Origin of the sequence: Pseudomonas sp. B33.4, from assembly GCF_034555375.1 — a bacterium.
Classification (GTDB): Bacteria; Pseudomonadota; Gammaproteobacteria; order Pseudomonadales; family Pseudomonadaceae; genus Aquipseudomonas.
Genome location: NZ_CP140706.1, coordinates 5,517,979 through 5,534,069 on the forward strand (window position 1 = coordinate 5,517,979; position 16,091 = coordinate 5,534,069).

The following is a 16,091-nucleotide window of genomic DNA, read 5'->3' on the forward strand; positions in this document are numbered from 1 at the left end:
TGTGGGAGCGAGCCTGCTCGCGAAGGCGCGGTGCATCCAACATTTTGGTTGCCTGACACGCCGCATTCGCGAGCAGGCTCGCTCCCACAGGGGCTTTGTCTCAGTTCAATAGATTTGCGGTTGACCCTAGCGAACATCCGCCCCGAAAAGAAAGACAAAAATGCCCACCGGTTTGCGTCGCGACCGAGCGGTCGATAAAGTCCCTCAGACTTTTATCCCACGGACGGAGAGCCCGCGTGTTTTCAGCCTTGCCCTTGAGCCGCTTTCGCCTGCCTGCCCTGACGCTGATCATCAGCGCCCTGACCCTCACCGCGTGCAACGCCCCGCCCTCCTCGACCTTGCCGCTGGCACCGGAAGCTGCGTCCGGTTTCCGCACCGATCTGCAAACCCGCCACGCCAGCAAACACATGGCCGCCGCTGCCAATCCCTTGGCTGCTGAAGCCGGTCGGGAGATGCTGCGTCAGGGCGGTTCGGCGATTGATGCGGCGATTGCGATGCAAGCGGTGCTGACCCTGGTTGAGCCGCAATCGTCCGGGATCGGTGGCGGCGCGATGATCGTGTTGTGGGACGGTAAACAGGTGCGCACGTATGACGGCCGCGAAACCGCACCGGCCGGCGCCACCGAGAAGCTGTTCTTGCGTGCCGATGGCCAGCCGATGTCGTTCCCGCAGGCGCAGATCGGCGGTCGCTCGGTCGGTACGCCGGGCGTGTTGCGCGCGCTGGAGATGGCGCATAAACAACACGGTCGCCTGCCGTGGGCGAAGCTATTTGAACCTGCGATCAAACTGTCCGAGCAAGGCTTTGCGATCTCTGCGCGTCTGCACTCGCTGCTGGAATCAGATCCTGTCATCCGCAAGTCGCCTGACATGGCCAAGTACTTCCTCAATGCCGATGGCAGCGTCAAAGCCGTCGGCACGCGCCTGCAAAACCCGGCGCTGGCCGCAGTGCTCAAACGCATTGCCAATGAAGGCGCGGACGCGCTGTACAAAGGCCCGATCGCTGAAGAAATCGTCGCCAAGGTTCAGGGCCACGCCAACCCCGGCAGCCTGTCGCTGAACGATCTGCAGCGCTATCAGGCCAAGGAGCGTGCGCCGCTGTGCACCGATTACAAGCGCTGGCAGGTTTGCGGCATGCCACCACCGTCGTCGGGCGGGATCGCCGTGGCGCAGATTCTCGGCACATTGCAGGCGCTGGAAACCCGCGATCCACGCTTGTCACTGACGCCGCTCAAACCGGTGAAGACCGACAAACCGGCCGGGATTGAACCGGATCCGCAAGCCGTGCATCTGATCGCCGAAGCCGAACGTCTGGCCTACGCCGACCGTGCGCAATACGTCGCCGACACCGACTTCGTGCCGGTGCCGGTCAAAGGCCTGGTCGACCCGGGTTATCTCGCCAGCCGCGCCAGCCTGATCGGCGAGCGCAGCATGGGCAGCGCCAAACCGGGCACACCGCCGGGCGTGCAGGTCGCCTACGCCCCGGACCGTTCGCCGCTGCGCATCTCCACCTCGCAAGTGGTCGCGGTGGATGACCTCGGCGGCGCCGTGTCGATGACCACCACCATCGAGGCCGCATTCGGCTCGCACCTGATGGTTCAGGGTTTTCTGCTCAACAACCAGATGACCGACTTCTCGTTCATCCCCGAAGAGAACGGCCAGAAAGTCGCCAACCGCGTCGAACCCGGCAAACGCCCGCGCTCGTCGATGGCGCCAACGCTGATCTTCGATCGCGCCAGCGGCGAATTCGTCGCTACGGTCGGCTCGCCGGGCGGTTCGCAAATCATCGAGTACGTGGCGAAAACCACCGTCGGCCTGCTCGACTGGAACCTCGACCCGCAAAGCGCCATCAGCCTGCCCAACTTCGGCAGCCGCAATGGCCCGACCGAACTGGAACAAGGCCAATTCAGCCCGGCGCTGATTCAGGCACTGAAAGACAAAGGGCATGCGGTGAATGAAATCGACATGACCAGCGGCACCCAGGCCATCGTGCGGGTCAAGGATGCGCAGGGGAAGGCGTCGCTGGAGGGTGGCGCGGATCCACGGCGTGAAGGCGAAGCGTTGGGGGATTGAGGCTAGGACGCAAAGAGAAAAGGCTTACCGTGAGGTAGGCCTTTTGCTTAGCACACCGCGTATTTCAAATCGGGATGTTTAAAAGCTGCGAGGTAAACAGAGAACCGTCCCACAAGGTTTTCAGGTTGTCCGTCGGACGTCAGCTCTCTAGCCTGTACTCGTCGCTGCCAATTCAGTGACCGGGATTGGAAACCCCGAGTAGAACCGAGCGCACAAGCGCCTTTCATAACGTATCCTTGCGCACCTTCATGGTGTGCACTCCGTTATGGCGGCTGTGCGCGGGAGACCTTCGGGTCAACCGGGTTCTCCGTTCCCCGGGTTTCCAACCTGCGTACAGCTGCCACCTATTCGTTCGGAAACCGAATCGGCCAGCTCCTATCCTGATCGGAGAACACCATGAAAAAACCAACACCCAATCCCCCCGAAACAAACACCGACCCAACATCCCCGTACGCAACGATCGACAGCAAAAAACTCAACGAAGCGGCCGACCGCGCCCTCGACCACTACCTCAAACCGACCATTCAAATCATGGCGTCCGCCCGCGTAGCTGAACCCATGTACCTCGCCAACCCGGTTACGACACCGAATCGCTGCAGGCCAATGCCAGTGAGTCCTTGGGTTCGGTCACCGAGATGCTCAACAATTTCGCCGCCGTGCTGGATACCGCGCACCGCAAGACCGCGCTGGGTATCGCACAAATCGTCATGCTGAGTGAGTTGGCGGTGAATCAGGCGCTGGATAACGTTCAGCCGGTTACGTAGTTTTCGTAATGCATAAAAAATCCGATGCCGTGAAGGCATCGGATTCTTATTTCCTGGCGTTGCCCGGAATAAACCTGGCCTCTCTTATTGCCCTATGAGGCGGACTCCTTTGAAGTGGAGTAATCCGTGAACGTAAGCCCAATTCATAACGAAGACGACTATCGTGCGGCGCTCAAAAACGTGTCTGCACTTTTCGACAACGAGCCAGTACCGGGTACTCCTGAAGGCGATCACTTCGACATCATGATCAGCCTTATCGAAGCCTACGAGGCCACACAGCTTTCACATCCAAGATCTATGGCTCAGCGATTAGCCACCAGATGCGCACCAAACAACAGATAGCAACCGCCCGCGAAGCGATCCAGCCATTGTCGCGAACGCTCATACACACCGGCAATCCGGCGACTGGCGAAGAACAGCGCCACGCAGCAATACCAGCTGAACGACAGCGTCGCCATGGTCATGACTGCCAGCGCCAGCAACAGCGGCGGGATGTGAGCCGGCATGGCGGTGGCGAAAATGGTCGCGACAAACAATGCCGATTTGGGATTGGTCATGTTGCCCAAAAAGCCGCGGCCATAAGCGCCGAGCAACGTTTGCTCCGAGGTATCGAGCGTGCCAGGGACGATCGGCGCCTTGCGCTTGAACTGCTTGAGCCCGAGGTAGATCAGGTAGCAGCCACCGGCAATCTTGAAGCTCAAGTACAGCGCTGGTGCGGCGCTGAACAGCGACTGAATGCCCAGGCCACCCGCCAGCCCCCACAACACGGTTCCGCTGGCCACGCCGAGCGCCGCGACGACACCGTGTCGGCGGGAACGGCTGACCGCCAGTTGCGCGATGTTGAAGAAGTTCGGGCCGGGCGTGACCACGGCCACCGTCCATAGCAGGGCCAACGACAGCAGCGGCGCCAGATAACTCGAAAGGGAAAGATCCATGGGGCATGCGCCTGATTGGTTCGACGATGCCCTCTACCTTGCAACATCCCGCAATGTTTTGCCATCAGCCGTCATTCAGACCGCTAGCGTCTTGCCATCCACCGCATCGCCAATCTTCAGGAAATGCCCGCCCGCCACGTGGTGCAAGGTGCGCAAACCATCGTGCCCTTCGAAATGCCAGCGCCCGTCGCTGAACACGCGCTCATCGGCCTGGGCGGCAATGACTTCGGCGAGAAACAGGTCGTACTGCTCGTGATTGCGCGGCTCCGGGAGCAAACGGCATTCGAGCCAGGCCACGCAGCCGTCGAGCAGAGGGGCTTGGACTTGTTCGCCGGCAAACGTCTGCAAGCCGTACGCCTGAAACTTGTCTTGCCCTTGGGTTTGAGTGATCTCCAGGCCCGAGGTATTGCCGACGGTTTGCACGATGTCAGCCTGATTGACGCACGGCACGTTGAGCACGAAAGTGCCGGACGCTTCGAGCAACTGGCGGGTCCAGGTGGATTTATCGAGGACGACGGCGACTTTCGGCGGTTCGAAGTCCAAAGGCATCGCCCAAGCGGCAGCCATGATGTTGCGTTGGCCATCGTGGGCGGCGCTGACCAGTACGGTCGGCCCGTGGTTGAGCAAACGGTAGGCTTTGTTCAGGGGCACCGGGCGGCGGTGGGAATCGCTCATGGAGTCAGCTCCGGGGAAAAAAGAAGCCGATTGTAGCGCCAACGCACATTTGTAGGAGTGAGCCTGCTCGCGATCAGGGTCTGACATTCAACATTTGTGCTGATTGATACACCGCTATCGCGAGCAGGCTCACTCCTACAGGGTTTAGTGCGGGTCAGTGGGAGAGCTGATTGGCGAACTGGCCCACGGCGTTGACGACCTTCTGCGCACCGTCCTGAATCTCGACAATCACCGTACCCGCCTCTGCCGCCAGCGCCAGCCCTTGTTCGGCCTGAAGCTTGCCGTCGGTCATCAGCGCCACGGCGTTGCGCGCCATTTCCTGGTTCTGCCGCACCACGGTGACAATCTCTTCGGTCGCCTGACTGGTGCGCGAGGCCAGTTGCCGCACTTCGTCGGCCACCACCGCAAAGCCACGGCCCTGCTCACCGGCGCGCGCCGCCTCGATAGCAGCGTTGAGCGCCAGAAGGTTGGTCTGCTCGGCAATCCCGCTGATGGTTTTGACGATCGTGCCGATCACCTGCGACTGCTCGTTCAGTGCCTCGATACCCTCACCGGCAGCTTGCATGTGTCGCGACAGATCACGCATCACGTTCACCGCCTCGGTGACCACGGTGGTGCCACGTTGCGCGGTGCTGTCGGTTTGCTGCGAAGTGCTGTAGGCAATGCTGGCCGCGTCGGCTACTGCTTGCTCGCGGTTGACCTGATCGGTGATCACCGTGGCGAACTTCACCACTTTGTACAGTTTGTCGTTGGCATCGACCACCGGGTTGTAGGACGCCTCCAGCCACACCGTACGACCATGGCTGTCGACACGCTTGAAGCGGTCAGCGACGAACTCGCCGTTGTTCAGACGCCGCCAGAAGTTCTGATACTCGGCGCTGTTGTATTCCTCCGGAGCGCAGAACGTGCGGTGATGTTTGCCCTTGATCTGCGCCAGGCTGTAACCCATGCCACTGAGAAAACGATCGTTGGCGTTCAGCACATTGCCGTTGAGGTCGAACTCAATCACGGCGGTCGAACGCACCAACGCACCAATCAGGTTTTCGTGCTCACGGGAGGCTTCAATGGTGCGAGTCAGGTCGCTGGCGAACAGCGAAATGTGCTTGATGCGCCCATCCGAGGAACGCACCGGTTGCACGATCGAACGCAGCCACGCTTCTTCACCATTGCCACGCAGCAGGCGCACGGCACCGGCGAAATGCTCGCCGCGCGTCATGGCGTTTTTGAAGCGGTGATGGAATTCGTCAGTCTTCACATGTGCCGGGACGATGTCTTCAATCGCCCGACCGATCAGGTCCTGGCTCTTGTAGAGCATCTCGGTGAGGAAGTTCTGGTTGACCGATTGAATGCGCCCGTCGGGCTCAAGGTTCAGCACCAGCATCTCGCTTTCCAGGCTTTCCTTCACCTGCACGAGGCTGGAGAGTTCTTCACGAAGAGCGGCCAGCTCTTGCTTCAGGCGTTTGTTGAACATGGGAAAGTACCGATGGGCAGGATAGAAAGCGGGATGCAGCCTAGCCATCGGCCTTGAAAATCTTTTCTGAAGAGCACTTGCGACCGGTCAGTCAAAAATAATCTCGACAGGCCATCGAACTGCTCTGTCCTCCACAAGCCGGATACAAACCCCAGCGCTCTGGCCCGGCCACATCAGGTATTCTCAAGATAAATTGCAACAACATGTTGCCGGTTTTCGCCCGATAAGGAGTTCCGTTTTGGATTTATCGACCGCTGCCTGGATGGTGCATGACACCCGCCTGATTCTCTGCTGCCTGCTGGCCATTGCGACGATCATCGTGTTGATCAGCGCCACCAAACTGCCGCCGTTTCTATCGATCCTGATTGGCACTTTCATCGCCGGTGTCGGTGCCGGTTTACCGCCCGAAGACGTGGCCAAGGCCTTCAGCAAAGGCGCCGGGGCGATTCTCGGCGAAGCGGGGATCATCATTGCGCTGGGTTCGATGCTCGGTGCGCTGATGGCCGAATCCGGCGCCGCCGACCGCATTGCCTCGACCTTGCTCGGGCTGGGCAAAGGCAAGTCGCTGCCATGGGTAATGGCGCTGGTGGCGATGGTGATTGGCCTGCCGCTGTTCTTTGAAGTGGGTCTGGTGATGATGGTGCCGATCATCTTCGTCATGGCCCGGCGTTCGGGTCAGCCGCTGTTGAAAATCGCGATTCCGGCGCTGGCCGGGATGACCACGCTGCATGCGCTGATGCCACCGCACCCGGGGCCGCTGATTGCGGTCAGTGCGTTACATGCCGACCTCGGGCTGACCATGTTGCTCGGTTTCAGTATCGCCATCCCGGCGGTGATTCTGGCTGGGCCGCTGTACGGCAACTGGCTGTCGAAACGCATGCATGTCGATGAGCCGGCAGAGCTCGGCGCTTTGTTCAGTGCGCCGCCGAAAGCGCCGCGCCAGCCGAGTTTCGGCATGTCGCTGCTGATCATTCTGTTGCCGGTGCTGCTGATGCTCGGTAGCACCCTGGCGAAAGTCGCGATGAGTCCGGAAAGCAGCGTCGCCCTGAGCCTGAAGTTCCTCGGCGAACCGTTGGTGGCGTTGAGCATTGCGGTGATGGCGGCGGTGATCTGCCTCGGCTGGGCCAATGGCATGCCCCGTGAAGACGTCGGTGGCACCCTGCGCAAAAGCCTCGCGCCGATTGCCGTGCTGTTGCTGACCATCGGTGCTGGCGGCGGCTTGAAGCAGACCTTGCTGGATGCTGGCGTCAGTCAGACCATCAGCAAAGTCGCTGAAGGCGCGCACATGCCGTACCTGCTGCTCGCTTGGCTGATTGCCGTGGCATTGCGTCAGGCCACAGGCTCGGCGACGGTGGCCACAACGACGACGGCAGGGATTCTGGCGCCGATGATGGCGGGGCTCGCCGCAACGCAGAGTTCGTTGGTGGCGTTGGCGATAGGCGCTGGCTCCGTGTTCTTCTGCCACGTTAACGATGCCGGCTTCTGGATGGTTCGCGAGTATTTTGGCTTGCAGCTGAAACAGACGATCTGGGTCTGGTCGATCCTGCAAACCATCGTCTCGGTGGTGGGCTTGATCGGGACGTTGCTGTGGTGGCACTGGCTGACGTAACGGCCTCGGCGGGTTTTCGCTGAGGCCGTTAACTCGCCTTCAGGAACAAGGCGCCACGGATTGGCTGCCGACTCGCGGCGTGCGCGAGCCAAAATACGCCGCGCTGACGATGCCGACCATGCCCATCACCGCGCAGAACATCACACAAATCCACGGGCTCCACGGCATCAGACCGATCAGCAGCAGCGGTGTGATGCTTGCCCAGGCGGCGTAGGCGATGTTGTAGGTAAAGGAAATGCCTGACACGCGAATACGCGCCGGGAACAGGCCGACCATCACCGACGGCACCGCACCGACCACACCGCACGCCAGACCGGCAATGGCGTACGCGATACCAATCCACTCGCCACCGCTGATCAGGCAGCCGTAAAGCACACCGATACCCAGCGGTAGCAGCAGGCTATACAGCATGACCGTGCGCCACGCGCCGATGCGGTCGACCAGCAGGCCGGCGATCACGCAACCGATGTTGAGAAAGACGATACCCAAGGCGCTGAGGGCGAAGGTGTGGCTGGCGGTCATGCCGAAGGTTTTCTGCATCATGGTCGGGGTGATGACGACGAACACCACCACCGCCGAGGTCAGCACGCAAGTCAGCAGCATCGCCGGCAGCATCGCCAGCCGATGCTCGCGCAGCACCGTGCGCAGCGGCAATTCAACGCGTGCCTCGCGCTGCGCTTCCATCGCCATGAACACCGGAGTTTCGCTCAACCAGCGACGCAGATAGACGCCGATCACACCGAATACGCCGCCGAGCAGGAAGGGATAGCGCCAGGCGTAATCGAGGATTTCAGCAGGTGTGAAGACTTGCGCGAGAAAGGTCGCAGTCAATGCGCCGATCAAGTAACCGAAGGTCAGCCCGGCCTGCAAAAAACCCAAGGCATAACCGCGATGGCCGGCCGGCGCGTGTTCGGCGACAAACACCCACGCGCTCGGCACTTCGCCGCCGACCGCCGCACCTTGCAGAATGCGCAGCGCCAGCAACAGCAGCGGCGCGAAGTAACCAATCTGCGCATAGGTCGGCATGATCCCGATCAGCAGACACGGCAGCGCCATCATCAGGATGCTGAGGCTGAAGACTTTCTTGCGCCCGAGTCTGTCGGCGAAATGCGCCATCAGAATCCCGCCCAGCGGCCGCGCCAGATAACCGGTGACGAAAATCCCGAAGCTTTGCAGCAAGCGCAGCCACTCGGGCATTTCCGGCGGGAAGAACAACTGGCTGAGGGTCAGGGCGAAGAAGACGAAGATGATGAAATCGTAAATTTCCAGCGCGCCGCCAAGGGCCGCAAGGCCGAGGGTCTTGTAGTCGGAGCGGCTGAACGGCGCAGGTTTGGCCGGGGATTGGGCAGTCATGGCAAAGAACTCGGAAACAGGCAAAAAACCAAGGCGCCCATGGTCTACGCAAATGCGCGGATGGACAACCCGTTAGACCATAGTCCCGGTTTTGCAAAAGCTGCTCACAAAGCATTGGCAGTTGAATTACTGTTAAAGCCTGTCCAGCGGATTAGTCCCTGTCTCCGACAACCGAAGAAAAACCTGTGGGAGCGAGCTTGCTCGCGAAGAGGCCGGGACATTCAGAATCGATGTCGACTGACCGACCGCCTTCGCGAGCAAGCTCGCTCCCACAGGCAGGGTATGTTTGGAGAAATCGGAAACCCGCGGACCACAATAACCATAAAAAATCCGAGGTACTCCCTGTGGCCGTTGATATCGAAGATAGCCGCTCCGCACGCTTTGCCCTGCGCTGTTCAAGTTTCGCCGAACGCTGGTTTCCCGACTCCTGGGTATTCGCTGCGCTGGCCGTGATCATCGTCGCCCTGGCCACGCTGGCCATGGGCGCCAAACCCACCGATGCGGCGATGGCCTTCGGTGACGGGTTCTGGAGCCTGATTCCGTTCACCATGCAGATGGCCTTCGTGGTGATCGGCGGCTACGTGGTCGCCAGCTCGCCACCCGCTGTAAAACTGATAGATCGCCTGGCGCGGATCCCGAAAAACGGCCGTTCCGCCGTGGCCTGGGTGGCGCTGATCTCGATGGTCGCGTCCCTGCTCAACTGGGGCCTGTCGCTGGTGTTCGGCGGTTTGCTGGTCCGCGCCCTGGCACGCCGCACCGATCTGAAAATGGATTACCGCGCCGCCGGCGCCGCCGCCTATCTGGGCCTTGGGGCGGTGTGGGCGCTGGGTCTGTCGTCGTCGGCCGCACAGTTGCAAGCCAACCCGGCCAGTCTGCCGCCGTCGATCCTGTCGATCACCGGGGTGATTCCGTTCACCGAAACGATTTTCCTCTGGCAGTCGGGTGTGATGCTGCTGGCGCTGATCGTGATCTCGATCATCATCGCCTACGCCACCGCTCCCGGGCCGAATTCGGCGCGCGACGCCAAGGCCTGCGGCATCGACCCGGCCTTCAACCTGCCACCGCTGCAACCGCGCACACGACCGGGCGAATGGCTGGAACACAGTCCGCTGCTGATCATTGTGCTGGTGCTGCTGGCGGCGGGATGGCTGTTCCACGAGTTTTCGACCAAACCGGCGATCACCGCGATTTCCGGGCTGAACACCTACAACTTCCTGTTCATCATGCTCGGCGCGCTGCTGCACTGGCGTCCGCGCAGCTTCCTCGATGCCGTGGCTCGTGCGGTGCCGACCACCACTGGCGTGTTGATCCAGTTCCCGCTGTACGGCTCGATTGCCGCGCTGATGACCACGGTCAAAGGCACCGATGCGCAAACCCTGGCGCACCACATCTCGACGTTCTTCGTCAGCATCGCCTCCCACGATACCTATGCGCTGCTGATGGGCGTGTACTCGGCAATACTGGGCTTCTTCATTCCGTCGGGCGGCGGCAAGTGGATTATCGAAGCGCCGTACGTGATGCAGGTCGCCAATGATCTGCAATATCACCTTGGCTGGGCGGTGCAGATCTACAACGCCGCCGAAGCGCTGCCGAACCTGATCAACCCGTTCTACATGCTGCCACTGCTCGGCGTACTCGGACTGAAGGCACGGGATCTGATCGGCTTCTCGTTCGTGCAGTTACTGGTGCATACGCCGCTGGTGCTGCTGTTGCTGTGGGCGCTGGGGACGACACTGGCGTATACGCCGCCGGTCATGCCGTAAACCCAAACGGGGCGCAGTCATGTGGCCGCGCCCCGCACTTTGCTCCTGAAACAGCCCTGTATCGGGCTGCCTGTCGCAAATAATGGCTCAGAGCCATCATCCTGCTTTACCGCATCGCACCCTCAGTAATATTCTGCGCGCCCATAAATGTTTCATTTTTTTACCAAGCGCAAAGGGAGTTCGTTGCAATGATCGTAGGGATTGACCTGGGAACCACCAACAGCCTGGTCGCCGTCTGGCGTGGTGATGCCACCGAGTTGGTGCCCAATGCCCTGGGTCAGTTCCTGACACCGAGCGTTGTCGGGCTGGATGACCAAGGCCGGATTCTGGTCGGCCAGGCGGCGCGTGAGCGTTTGCACACGCATCCGCGCCTGACCGCATCGCTGTTCAAGCGCCACATGGGCAGCGCCACGGAAGTTTATCTGGCCGACAAGGCGTTTCGCCCGGAAGAACTCTCCGCGCTGGTGCTCAAGAGTCTGAAAGAAGACGTCGAGCGCGCATTTGGCGAAACAGTCACCGAAGCCGTGATCAGCGTCCCGGCCTACTTCAGTGATGCCCAGCGCAAGGCTACACGGATCGCCGGCGAACTGGCCGGGCTGAAGGTCGAGAAGCTGATCAACGAACCGACCGCCGCCGCCCTCGCCTATGGACTGCACCAACGGGACAAGGAAACTTCGTTTCTGGTTTTCGACCTTGGTGGCGGCACGTTCGACGTGTCGATTCTGGAGCTGTTCGAAGGGGTCATGGAGGTGCGCGCCAGCGCCGGTGACAACTTCCTCGGCGGCGAAGATTTCGACACCGTACTGCTTGAGCACTTCATCAGCCAGCACCGCTCGGCCGCAGACTTCCCGGAGCGCAGCAGCGTCATCCAGCCCCTGCGTCGCGAGGCCGAGCGCGTGCGCAAGGCGCTGGGGCAGGACGACAGCGCCGAATTCCGCTTGCAACTCGGTGAGCGGCAGTGGACGCAAACCATCACCCAGCAACAGTTGGCGACGCTGTACATGCCGCTGCTCGAACGCCTGCGCGCGCCGATTGAACGGGCGCTGCGCGATGCGCGCATCCGCGTCAGCGACCTCGACGAAATTCTGCTGGTCGGCGGCACCACGCGCATGCCGCTGGTACGCAAACTCGCCGCCGGGCTGTTCGGCCGGTTCCCGTCGATCACCCTCGATCCTGATCAGGTGGTGGCACAGGGCGCGGCCATTCAGGCGGCACTCAAGGCCCGCGCCGCCGCGCTGGAAGAAGTGGTGCTGACCGACGTCTGCTCCTACACGCTGGGCATCGAGACTTCCACGCAGGTCGGCCGCAATTATGAGAGCGGTCATTACCTGCCGATCATTGAGCGCAACAGCATCGTGCCGGTCAGTCGGGTGAAAACCGTGTACACACTGCACGACAATCAGGAACACGTGGTTGTGCGGATCTTTCAGGGCGAAAGCCGTCTGGTCAAAGACAACGTGGCGCTCGGCGAACTGGACATCAAGGTGCCGAAACGCAAGGCCGGCGAAGTGGCCCTCGATGTGCGTTTCACCTACGACAACAACGGTTTGCTGGAAGCCCAGGTAAAGATTCCCCTGACCGGGCAACAGCATTCGCTGGTCATCGAGAACAACCCGGGCGTGCTCTCCCCCGAGGAAATCCAGCAACGCCTGCAAAACCTGGCACAGCTGAAAATTCATCCACGCGAGCAGCAGGTCAATACGCTGCTGACTGCACGTCTGGAACGCCTCTATCAGGAAAGCCTGGGCGATCTGCGTGATCTGATGGGCGATTGGGCCAAGCAATTCCAGATCGCCCTCGACTCTCAGGACGAGCGCCAGATCCGCGAAGTGCGCACTGACTTGAGCCGCCGCCTGAGCGAACTTGATCGCACCCCGTGGCAATAAGGAGCCTGGCCATGGATTGCTGGTCGGTGCTGCACCTGCACGATGACGCTGAAACCCGCGACATCAAGCGCGCCTATGCGCGCCTGTTGAAAACCTTCCGCCCCGATGAGGATGCCGAAGGGTTCCAGCGCTTGCGCGAAGCCTACGAACAGGCGCTGGCGATTGCCCAGTGGCGCCTTGAAAACGCTGAGCCTGCCGACGGAGACGACGTCGCCGTGGCCACGACATCCAGCACCTTTGCCGCACTGGCATTCGATGCTGCGCTGGCAAACAAACACAGCCACGCGCAAAACCCGGCGTGGGATTTTGCCGGTCTCGACTTTCCGCCCGTCAACCCGGCAGCCCCTGAGCCTTTTGCACCGCTGGCGAAGGATGATGTTTTGCCTGTCGAGCCAGTGACGGCGGCCCCGGACACAGAGGCGTATGCGCTTGAAGCGCAGGCTGCACGGCAACTGCTTGAGGGGCTATCGCCCGAAAACCTCGACGAGCGTTGGGATCAGGCGCAACAACAAGGCTGCGCCAAGGCCGTCGAAAGGCTGTTGCTGCAACTGTGTTTTGAACAGCCACACCTGCGCGCTCCGGTGCTGCACTGGGCCGTAGTGCAACTCGGATGGTTGGGGCCGTGGCAAGAGGTCCTGATCAATGATCATCAGCGCGACAGGCTCGCCGAGAGCTTGATGTCCGACTATCGCAACACCCTGCAAGCGCTGCTCGAAAGTCAGAGCGAACGCGAATTCCTCAACGTGCTCAAACGCTACAGCGCCCAACCGTGGCTGCAGGTTTTCGATCGCCGCGAACAATGGCAGCAAACCCTGCTGCACTTGCTCAATGACAGCGAATGGAGCGTGCCGCTGTTTGACCGCATCGGCCAGCTGTTCGGCTGGGATCACAGCAAAGGCCTGCACCCGCAACCGGTCTGGCTTTGGGACACGCTGATCGAACGCTGCGATCAGGAAAGTTTTTATGACAATCTGCGCGCCAAGGCTGAAAGCGACCGCACCTGGGCGGCCGACGTACAAGCGGCGCATCTGCTGATCAATCCGCTCAAGCCCCTGCAGCAGAAGAAGATCATCGACGGTTTTGGCCAGAACGAATGGCAGGCCTGCCATGACTTGTCGGAAAAGCTCAAATGGCGCTTCCCCGAGCTGCTCGCGCGATTACCTTATGCCGACGTTTTTTACTGGCGGCGTTTCCTTCCGCGGCCCATCGCCGCCGAAACCTGGGTGCGGGTATGGACGGCGATTGCCTTGGCGCTGTGCCTGATCTATCTGGGCCTTGGGAAAAGAAATTCCGCAGACCTTATCTTCATTCCAATGATATTTGCCTGCGTACCGGTATGGTTTTTCCGCTTCGCACTGAGCTGGTGGGTGGGTGCTCTCGGCCCATGTCATCGTCCCGGACCTGTGGCTCACCGAAAGCCTGATTCCGCGCAAATGGAACCCTGACACGCGCTGGCTGGTGATACGCCACGGAGTACCGCAAGGGGTGATGGTGCTGCTGTTTTCGCTGATGCTTGGCCCGCTGGGGGCGCTCACTTATGTCGGCACGCTGCTGATCGGGCTGGTGCACAAACGCCGTATCGGTTCGCTCGATCCGGAGCTGAGCAGCCGCCGCCCTTGGCTGACCGCGCTGCATTGGGCGCACTTCAGTCCGCTGCAATTGCTGTTTCTGGTGGTCATGACCGCGATCACGGCGGCCAGCAGACTGGGCTTTTCGCTCAGTCAACTCATGCCCGGCTAGGCATGCAGCGCCAGTGCCGCCTGTCACCCAACCGTCACATTCACTTGCTAGCGTCCGCCCGAAACATACTGAAACAATTAAGCAAAACGGGCTGACAGATGAAAGACGAAACAGACAGCACTGACGCACCTGAATCCGATAACCCGACCGATACCAGCCGCCGCCGCTTCCTTGGCGGCGTGGCGGTACTGGGTGTCGGCGCCTCGCTGGCCGGATGCGGCAGCGCCGCTGATCAACCGGGCAAACCGACCGAACGCCCGCTGGCGCCCGCCGAGCTGGACAAGGCCTTGCGCGATCAGGTGAAAACCGTGGTGGTGATCTACGCCGAGAACCGCAGCTTCAACAACCTGTTCGGTGATTTCCCCGGTGTCGAAAAACCGCTGGCAGCGCTCAAGCCCGCCGACTATCAACAACGTGATCGCGACGGCTCGCTGCTGCAAACCCTGCCGCCGGTTTGGGGTGGCATCCTGCAGATCGGCCCGCAAACCCTCGATGGCGTGACCTACCCCAGCGCCACGCAGTTCCAGGAAAACCTGGCCAACGCACCGTTCGCCCTCAAAGGCCCGAACGCTGAAGATTTGCCACTTGGCCTGGTCACCCGCGATTTGTGGCATGTGTTCTATCAGAACCAGATGCAGATCAACGGTGGCAAGAACGACTGTTTTGTCGCCTGGGCCGACTCCGGTGGCTTGACCATGGGCCACTACGCCCAGAGCCGTTATTCCCTGCGCCTGTGGGACGTCGCGCAGGAATTCGTGCTGTGCGACAACTTCTTCCAGGGCGCCTTCGGTGGCTCGTTCCTCAACCACCAGTACCTGATCAGCGCCACCGCGCCGTTCTATCCGGACGTTGCCAACTCGGTGGCCAAATCACAGATCGCCGCGCTGCAAAGCGACGATCCGGCCGATCCGCGCCTCAAGCCGCTGGACGCATCGCCGGCCAGCGCCATGACCGGCCCGCCGCAGTTCGGCCCAAGTGCACTGACCCCGGATGGCTTCGGCGTCAATACTCTCGCCCCACCCTACTGGCCCACGTGGATTCGCGATCCGGAGCGCCCGGCGTACGCCAAAGCGGATCTGCCCAACGTCATGGTGCCGCAGACCCACGAACACATCGGCGACAAGCTGTCGAAAAAGCACATCGATTGGGCCTGGTACGCCGGCGCGTGGCAGGCGACGCTGGATCAATACAAGGATTCCGGCGGCATTCCGAAGATTCCCAATTTTCAGTATCACCACCAGCCGTTCAACTACTTCAAGCAGCAAGGCCCGGAAAACCCGCAAGAGCGCAATAAACGCATGCGCGATGCCGGTTTGGGCGATGAGTCGAGCAGCAACAAATTCTTCGCCGATGCCGAAGCGGGCAAGTTGCCGGCGGTGAGTTTCTACAAACCCCAAGGCAACCTGAACATGCACGCCGGTTATGCCGACGTGGCGTCCGGGGATCGGCACATCTTCCGCGCGCTGAAAGTGCTGCGCGAAAGCCCGCAATGGCAAAACATGGTAGTGATCGTTACGGTCGACGAAAACGGCGGCTGGTGGGATCACGTCGCCCCGCCCAAGGGCGACCGCTGGGGTCCTGGGTCACGCGTGCCGGCGCTGGTGGTGTCGCCATTCGCGCGCAAAGGCACGGTGGATCACACGGTCTACGACACCGCGTCGATCCTGCGGCTGATCACCCGTGTCTTCCAGTTGGAGACCCTTGACGGCCTCAAACAACGGGACGACGCGATGATTGCCCGGGGCCAGAAACCCATGGGCGATTTGACCAACGCCCTGCATTTTCAGGCCTGAAAACCAGCCCTGCGAGTTTGCGCAAAAATCTGC

Annotated in this window: 11 protein-coding genes and 3 pseudogenes; 9 read left to right on the forward strand and 5 right to left on the reverse strand. The window is 61.1% G+C overall.

Annotated features, from left to right (window positions below):
• Positions 1–236 precede the first annotated feature (236 nt).
• The 3 genes and pseudogenes from ggt to U6037_RS24360 all read left to right on the forward strand — a co-directional run.
• Positions 237–2,069 carry a gamma-glutamyltransferase gene (gene ggt / locus U6037_RS24350; protein WP_322844800.1) on the forward strand — a complete coding sequence of 611 codons (1,833 nt, stop codon included), beginning with the start codon at positions 237–239 and terminating at the stop codon, positions 2,067–2,069.
• 396 nt (positions 2,070–2,465) lie between these two features.
• A pseudogene (locus tag U6037_RS24355) lies at positions 2,466–2,833 on the forward strand (DUF6124 family protein).
• A gap of 126 nt (positions 2,834–2,959) precedes the next feature.
• Positions 2,960–3,112: pseudogene (locus U6037_RS24360) on the forward strand (transcriptional regulator); the annotation flags it as partial.
• A 23-nt stretch (positions 3,113–3,135) separates the two neighbouring features.
• Here U6037_RS24360 and U6037_RS24365 read toward each other — a convergent pair.
• The 4 genes and pseudogenes from U6037_RS24365 to U6037_RS29570 form a co-directional block, all read right to left on the reverse strand.
• Positions 3,136–3,768, reverse strand: a complete 633-nt coding sequence (locus U6037_RS24365; RefSeq protein WP_322844801.1) for a LysE family translocator — start codon at positions 3,766–3,768, stop codon at positions 3,136–3,138.
• Positions 3,769–3,843: 75 nt separating this feature from the next.
• Complete coding sequence (locus U6037_RS24370) at positions 3,844–4,443, reverse strand: flavin reductase family protein (protein WP_322844802.1); 600 nt, start codon at positions 4,441–4,443, stop codon at positions 3,844–3,846.
• A gap of 154 nt (positions 4,444–4,597) precedes the next feature.
• The gene (locus U6037_RS29565; protein WP_416221731.1) at positions 4,598–5,206 is read right to left on the reverse strand and encodes a methyl-accepting chemotaxis protein; all 609 of its coding nucleotides are present in this window, start codon (positions 5,204–5,206) and stop codon (positions 4,598–4,600) included.
• Positions 5,186–5,962 (reverse strand): annotated as a pseudogene (locus tag U6037_RS29570) (PAS domain-containing protein); the annotation flags it as partial. The gene U6037_RS29565 and the pseudogene U6037_RS29570, both read right to left, overlap by 21 nt.
• A 190-nt stretch (positions 5,963–6,152) precedes the next feature.
• Between U6037_RS29570 and U6037_RS24380 the strand changes: the two are divergent.
• On the forward strand, positions 6,153–7,523 hold the full coding sequence (locus U6037_RS24380) for a gluconate:H+ symporter (protein ID WP_322844804.1): 1,371 nt from the start codon (positions 6,153–6,155) through the stop codon (positions 7,521–7,523).
• A 39-nt stretch (positions 7,524–7,562) separates the two neighbouring features.
• On the opposite strand, the gene U6037_RS24385 is transcribed toward U6037_RS24380, so the two are convergent.
• A complete protein-coding gene (locus U6037_RS24385) occupies positions 7,563–8,876 on the reverse strand; it encodes an MFS transporter (protein WP_322844805.1) in 1,314 nt (437 codons plus the stop codon).
• A gap of 344 nt (positions 8,877–9,220) precedes the next feature.
• Here U6037_RS24385 and U6037_RS24390 point away from each other — a divergent pair, with 344 nt between their 5' ends.
• The 5 genes from U6037_RS24390 to acpA all read left to right on the forward strand — a co-directional run bounded on the left by U6037_RS24390 (position 9,221) and on the right by acpA (position 16,058).
• Complete coding sequence (locus tag U6037_RS24390) at positions 9,221–10,639, forward strand: short-chain fatty acid transporter (protein WP_007912940.1); 1,419 nt, start codon at positions 9,221–9,223, stop codon at positions 10,637–10,639.
• Between the two features lie 188 nt (positions 10,640–10,827).
• Positions 10,828–12,525 carry a molecular chaperone HscC gene (locus U6037_RS24395; protein ID WP_322844806.1) on the forward strand — a complete coding sequence of 566 codons (1,698 nt, stop codon included), beginning with the start codon at positions 10,828–10,830 and terminating at the stop codon, positions 12,523–12,525.
• A gap of 11 nt (positions 12,526–12,536) precedes the next feature.
• The gene (locus tag U6037_RS24400) at positions 12,537–13,970 is read left to right on the forward strand and encodes a J domain-containing protein (RefSeq protein ID WP_416221689.1); all 1,434 of its coding nucleotides are present in this window, start codon (positions 12,537–12,539) and stop codon (positions 13,968–13,970) included.
• Positions 13,897–14,265, forward strand: a complete 369-nt coding sequence (locus U6037_RS29575; protein ID WP_416221690.1) for a hypothetical protein — start codon at positions 13,897–13,899, stop codon at positions 14,263–14,265. Before U6037_RS24400 ends, U6037_RS29575 begins: the two co-directional genes overlap by 74 nt.
• A gap of 98 nt (positions 14,266–14,363) precedes the next feature.
• Complete coding sequence (acpA, locus tag U6037_RS24405; protein ID WP_322844807.1) at positions 14,364–16,058, forward strand: acid phosphatase; 1,695 nt, start codon at positions 14,364–14,366, stop codon at positions 16,056–16,058.
• The last annotated feature ends 33 nt before the right edge of the window (positions 16,059–16,091 follow it).

Excerpts from the sequence above, each read along its gene's own strand:
- U6037_RS24385 (WP_322844805.1), bottom strand. The coding sequence starts at position 8,876 with ATGACTGCCCAATCCCCGGCCAAACCTGCGCCGTTCAGCCGCTCCGAC.
- acpA (WP_322844807.1), top strand. The coding sequence starts at position 14,364 with ATGAAAGACGAAACAGACAGCACTGACGCACCTGAATCCGATAACCCG.
- U6037_RS24370 (WP_322844802.1), bottom strand. The coding sequence starts at position 4,443 with ATGAGCGATTCCCACCGCCGCCCGGTGCCCCTGAACAAAGCCTACCGT.
- U6037_RS24400 (WP_416221689.1), top strand. The coding sequence starts at position 12,537 with ATGGATTGCTGGTCGGTGCTGCACCTGCACGATGACGCTGAAACCCGC.
- U6037_RS24365 (WP_322844801.1), bottom strand. The coding sequence starts at position 3,768 with ATGGATCTTTCCCTTTCGAGTTATCTGGCGCCGCTGCTGTCGTTGGCC.
- U6037_RS24395 (WP_322844806.1), top strand. The coding sequence starts at position 10,828 with ATGATCGTAGGGATTGACCTGGGAACCACCAACAGCCTGGTCGCCGTC.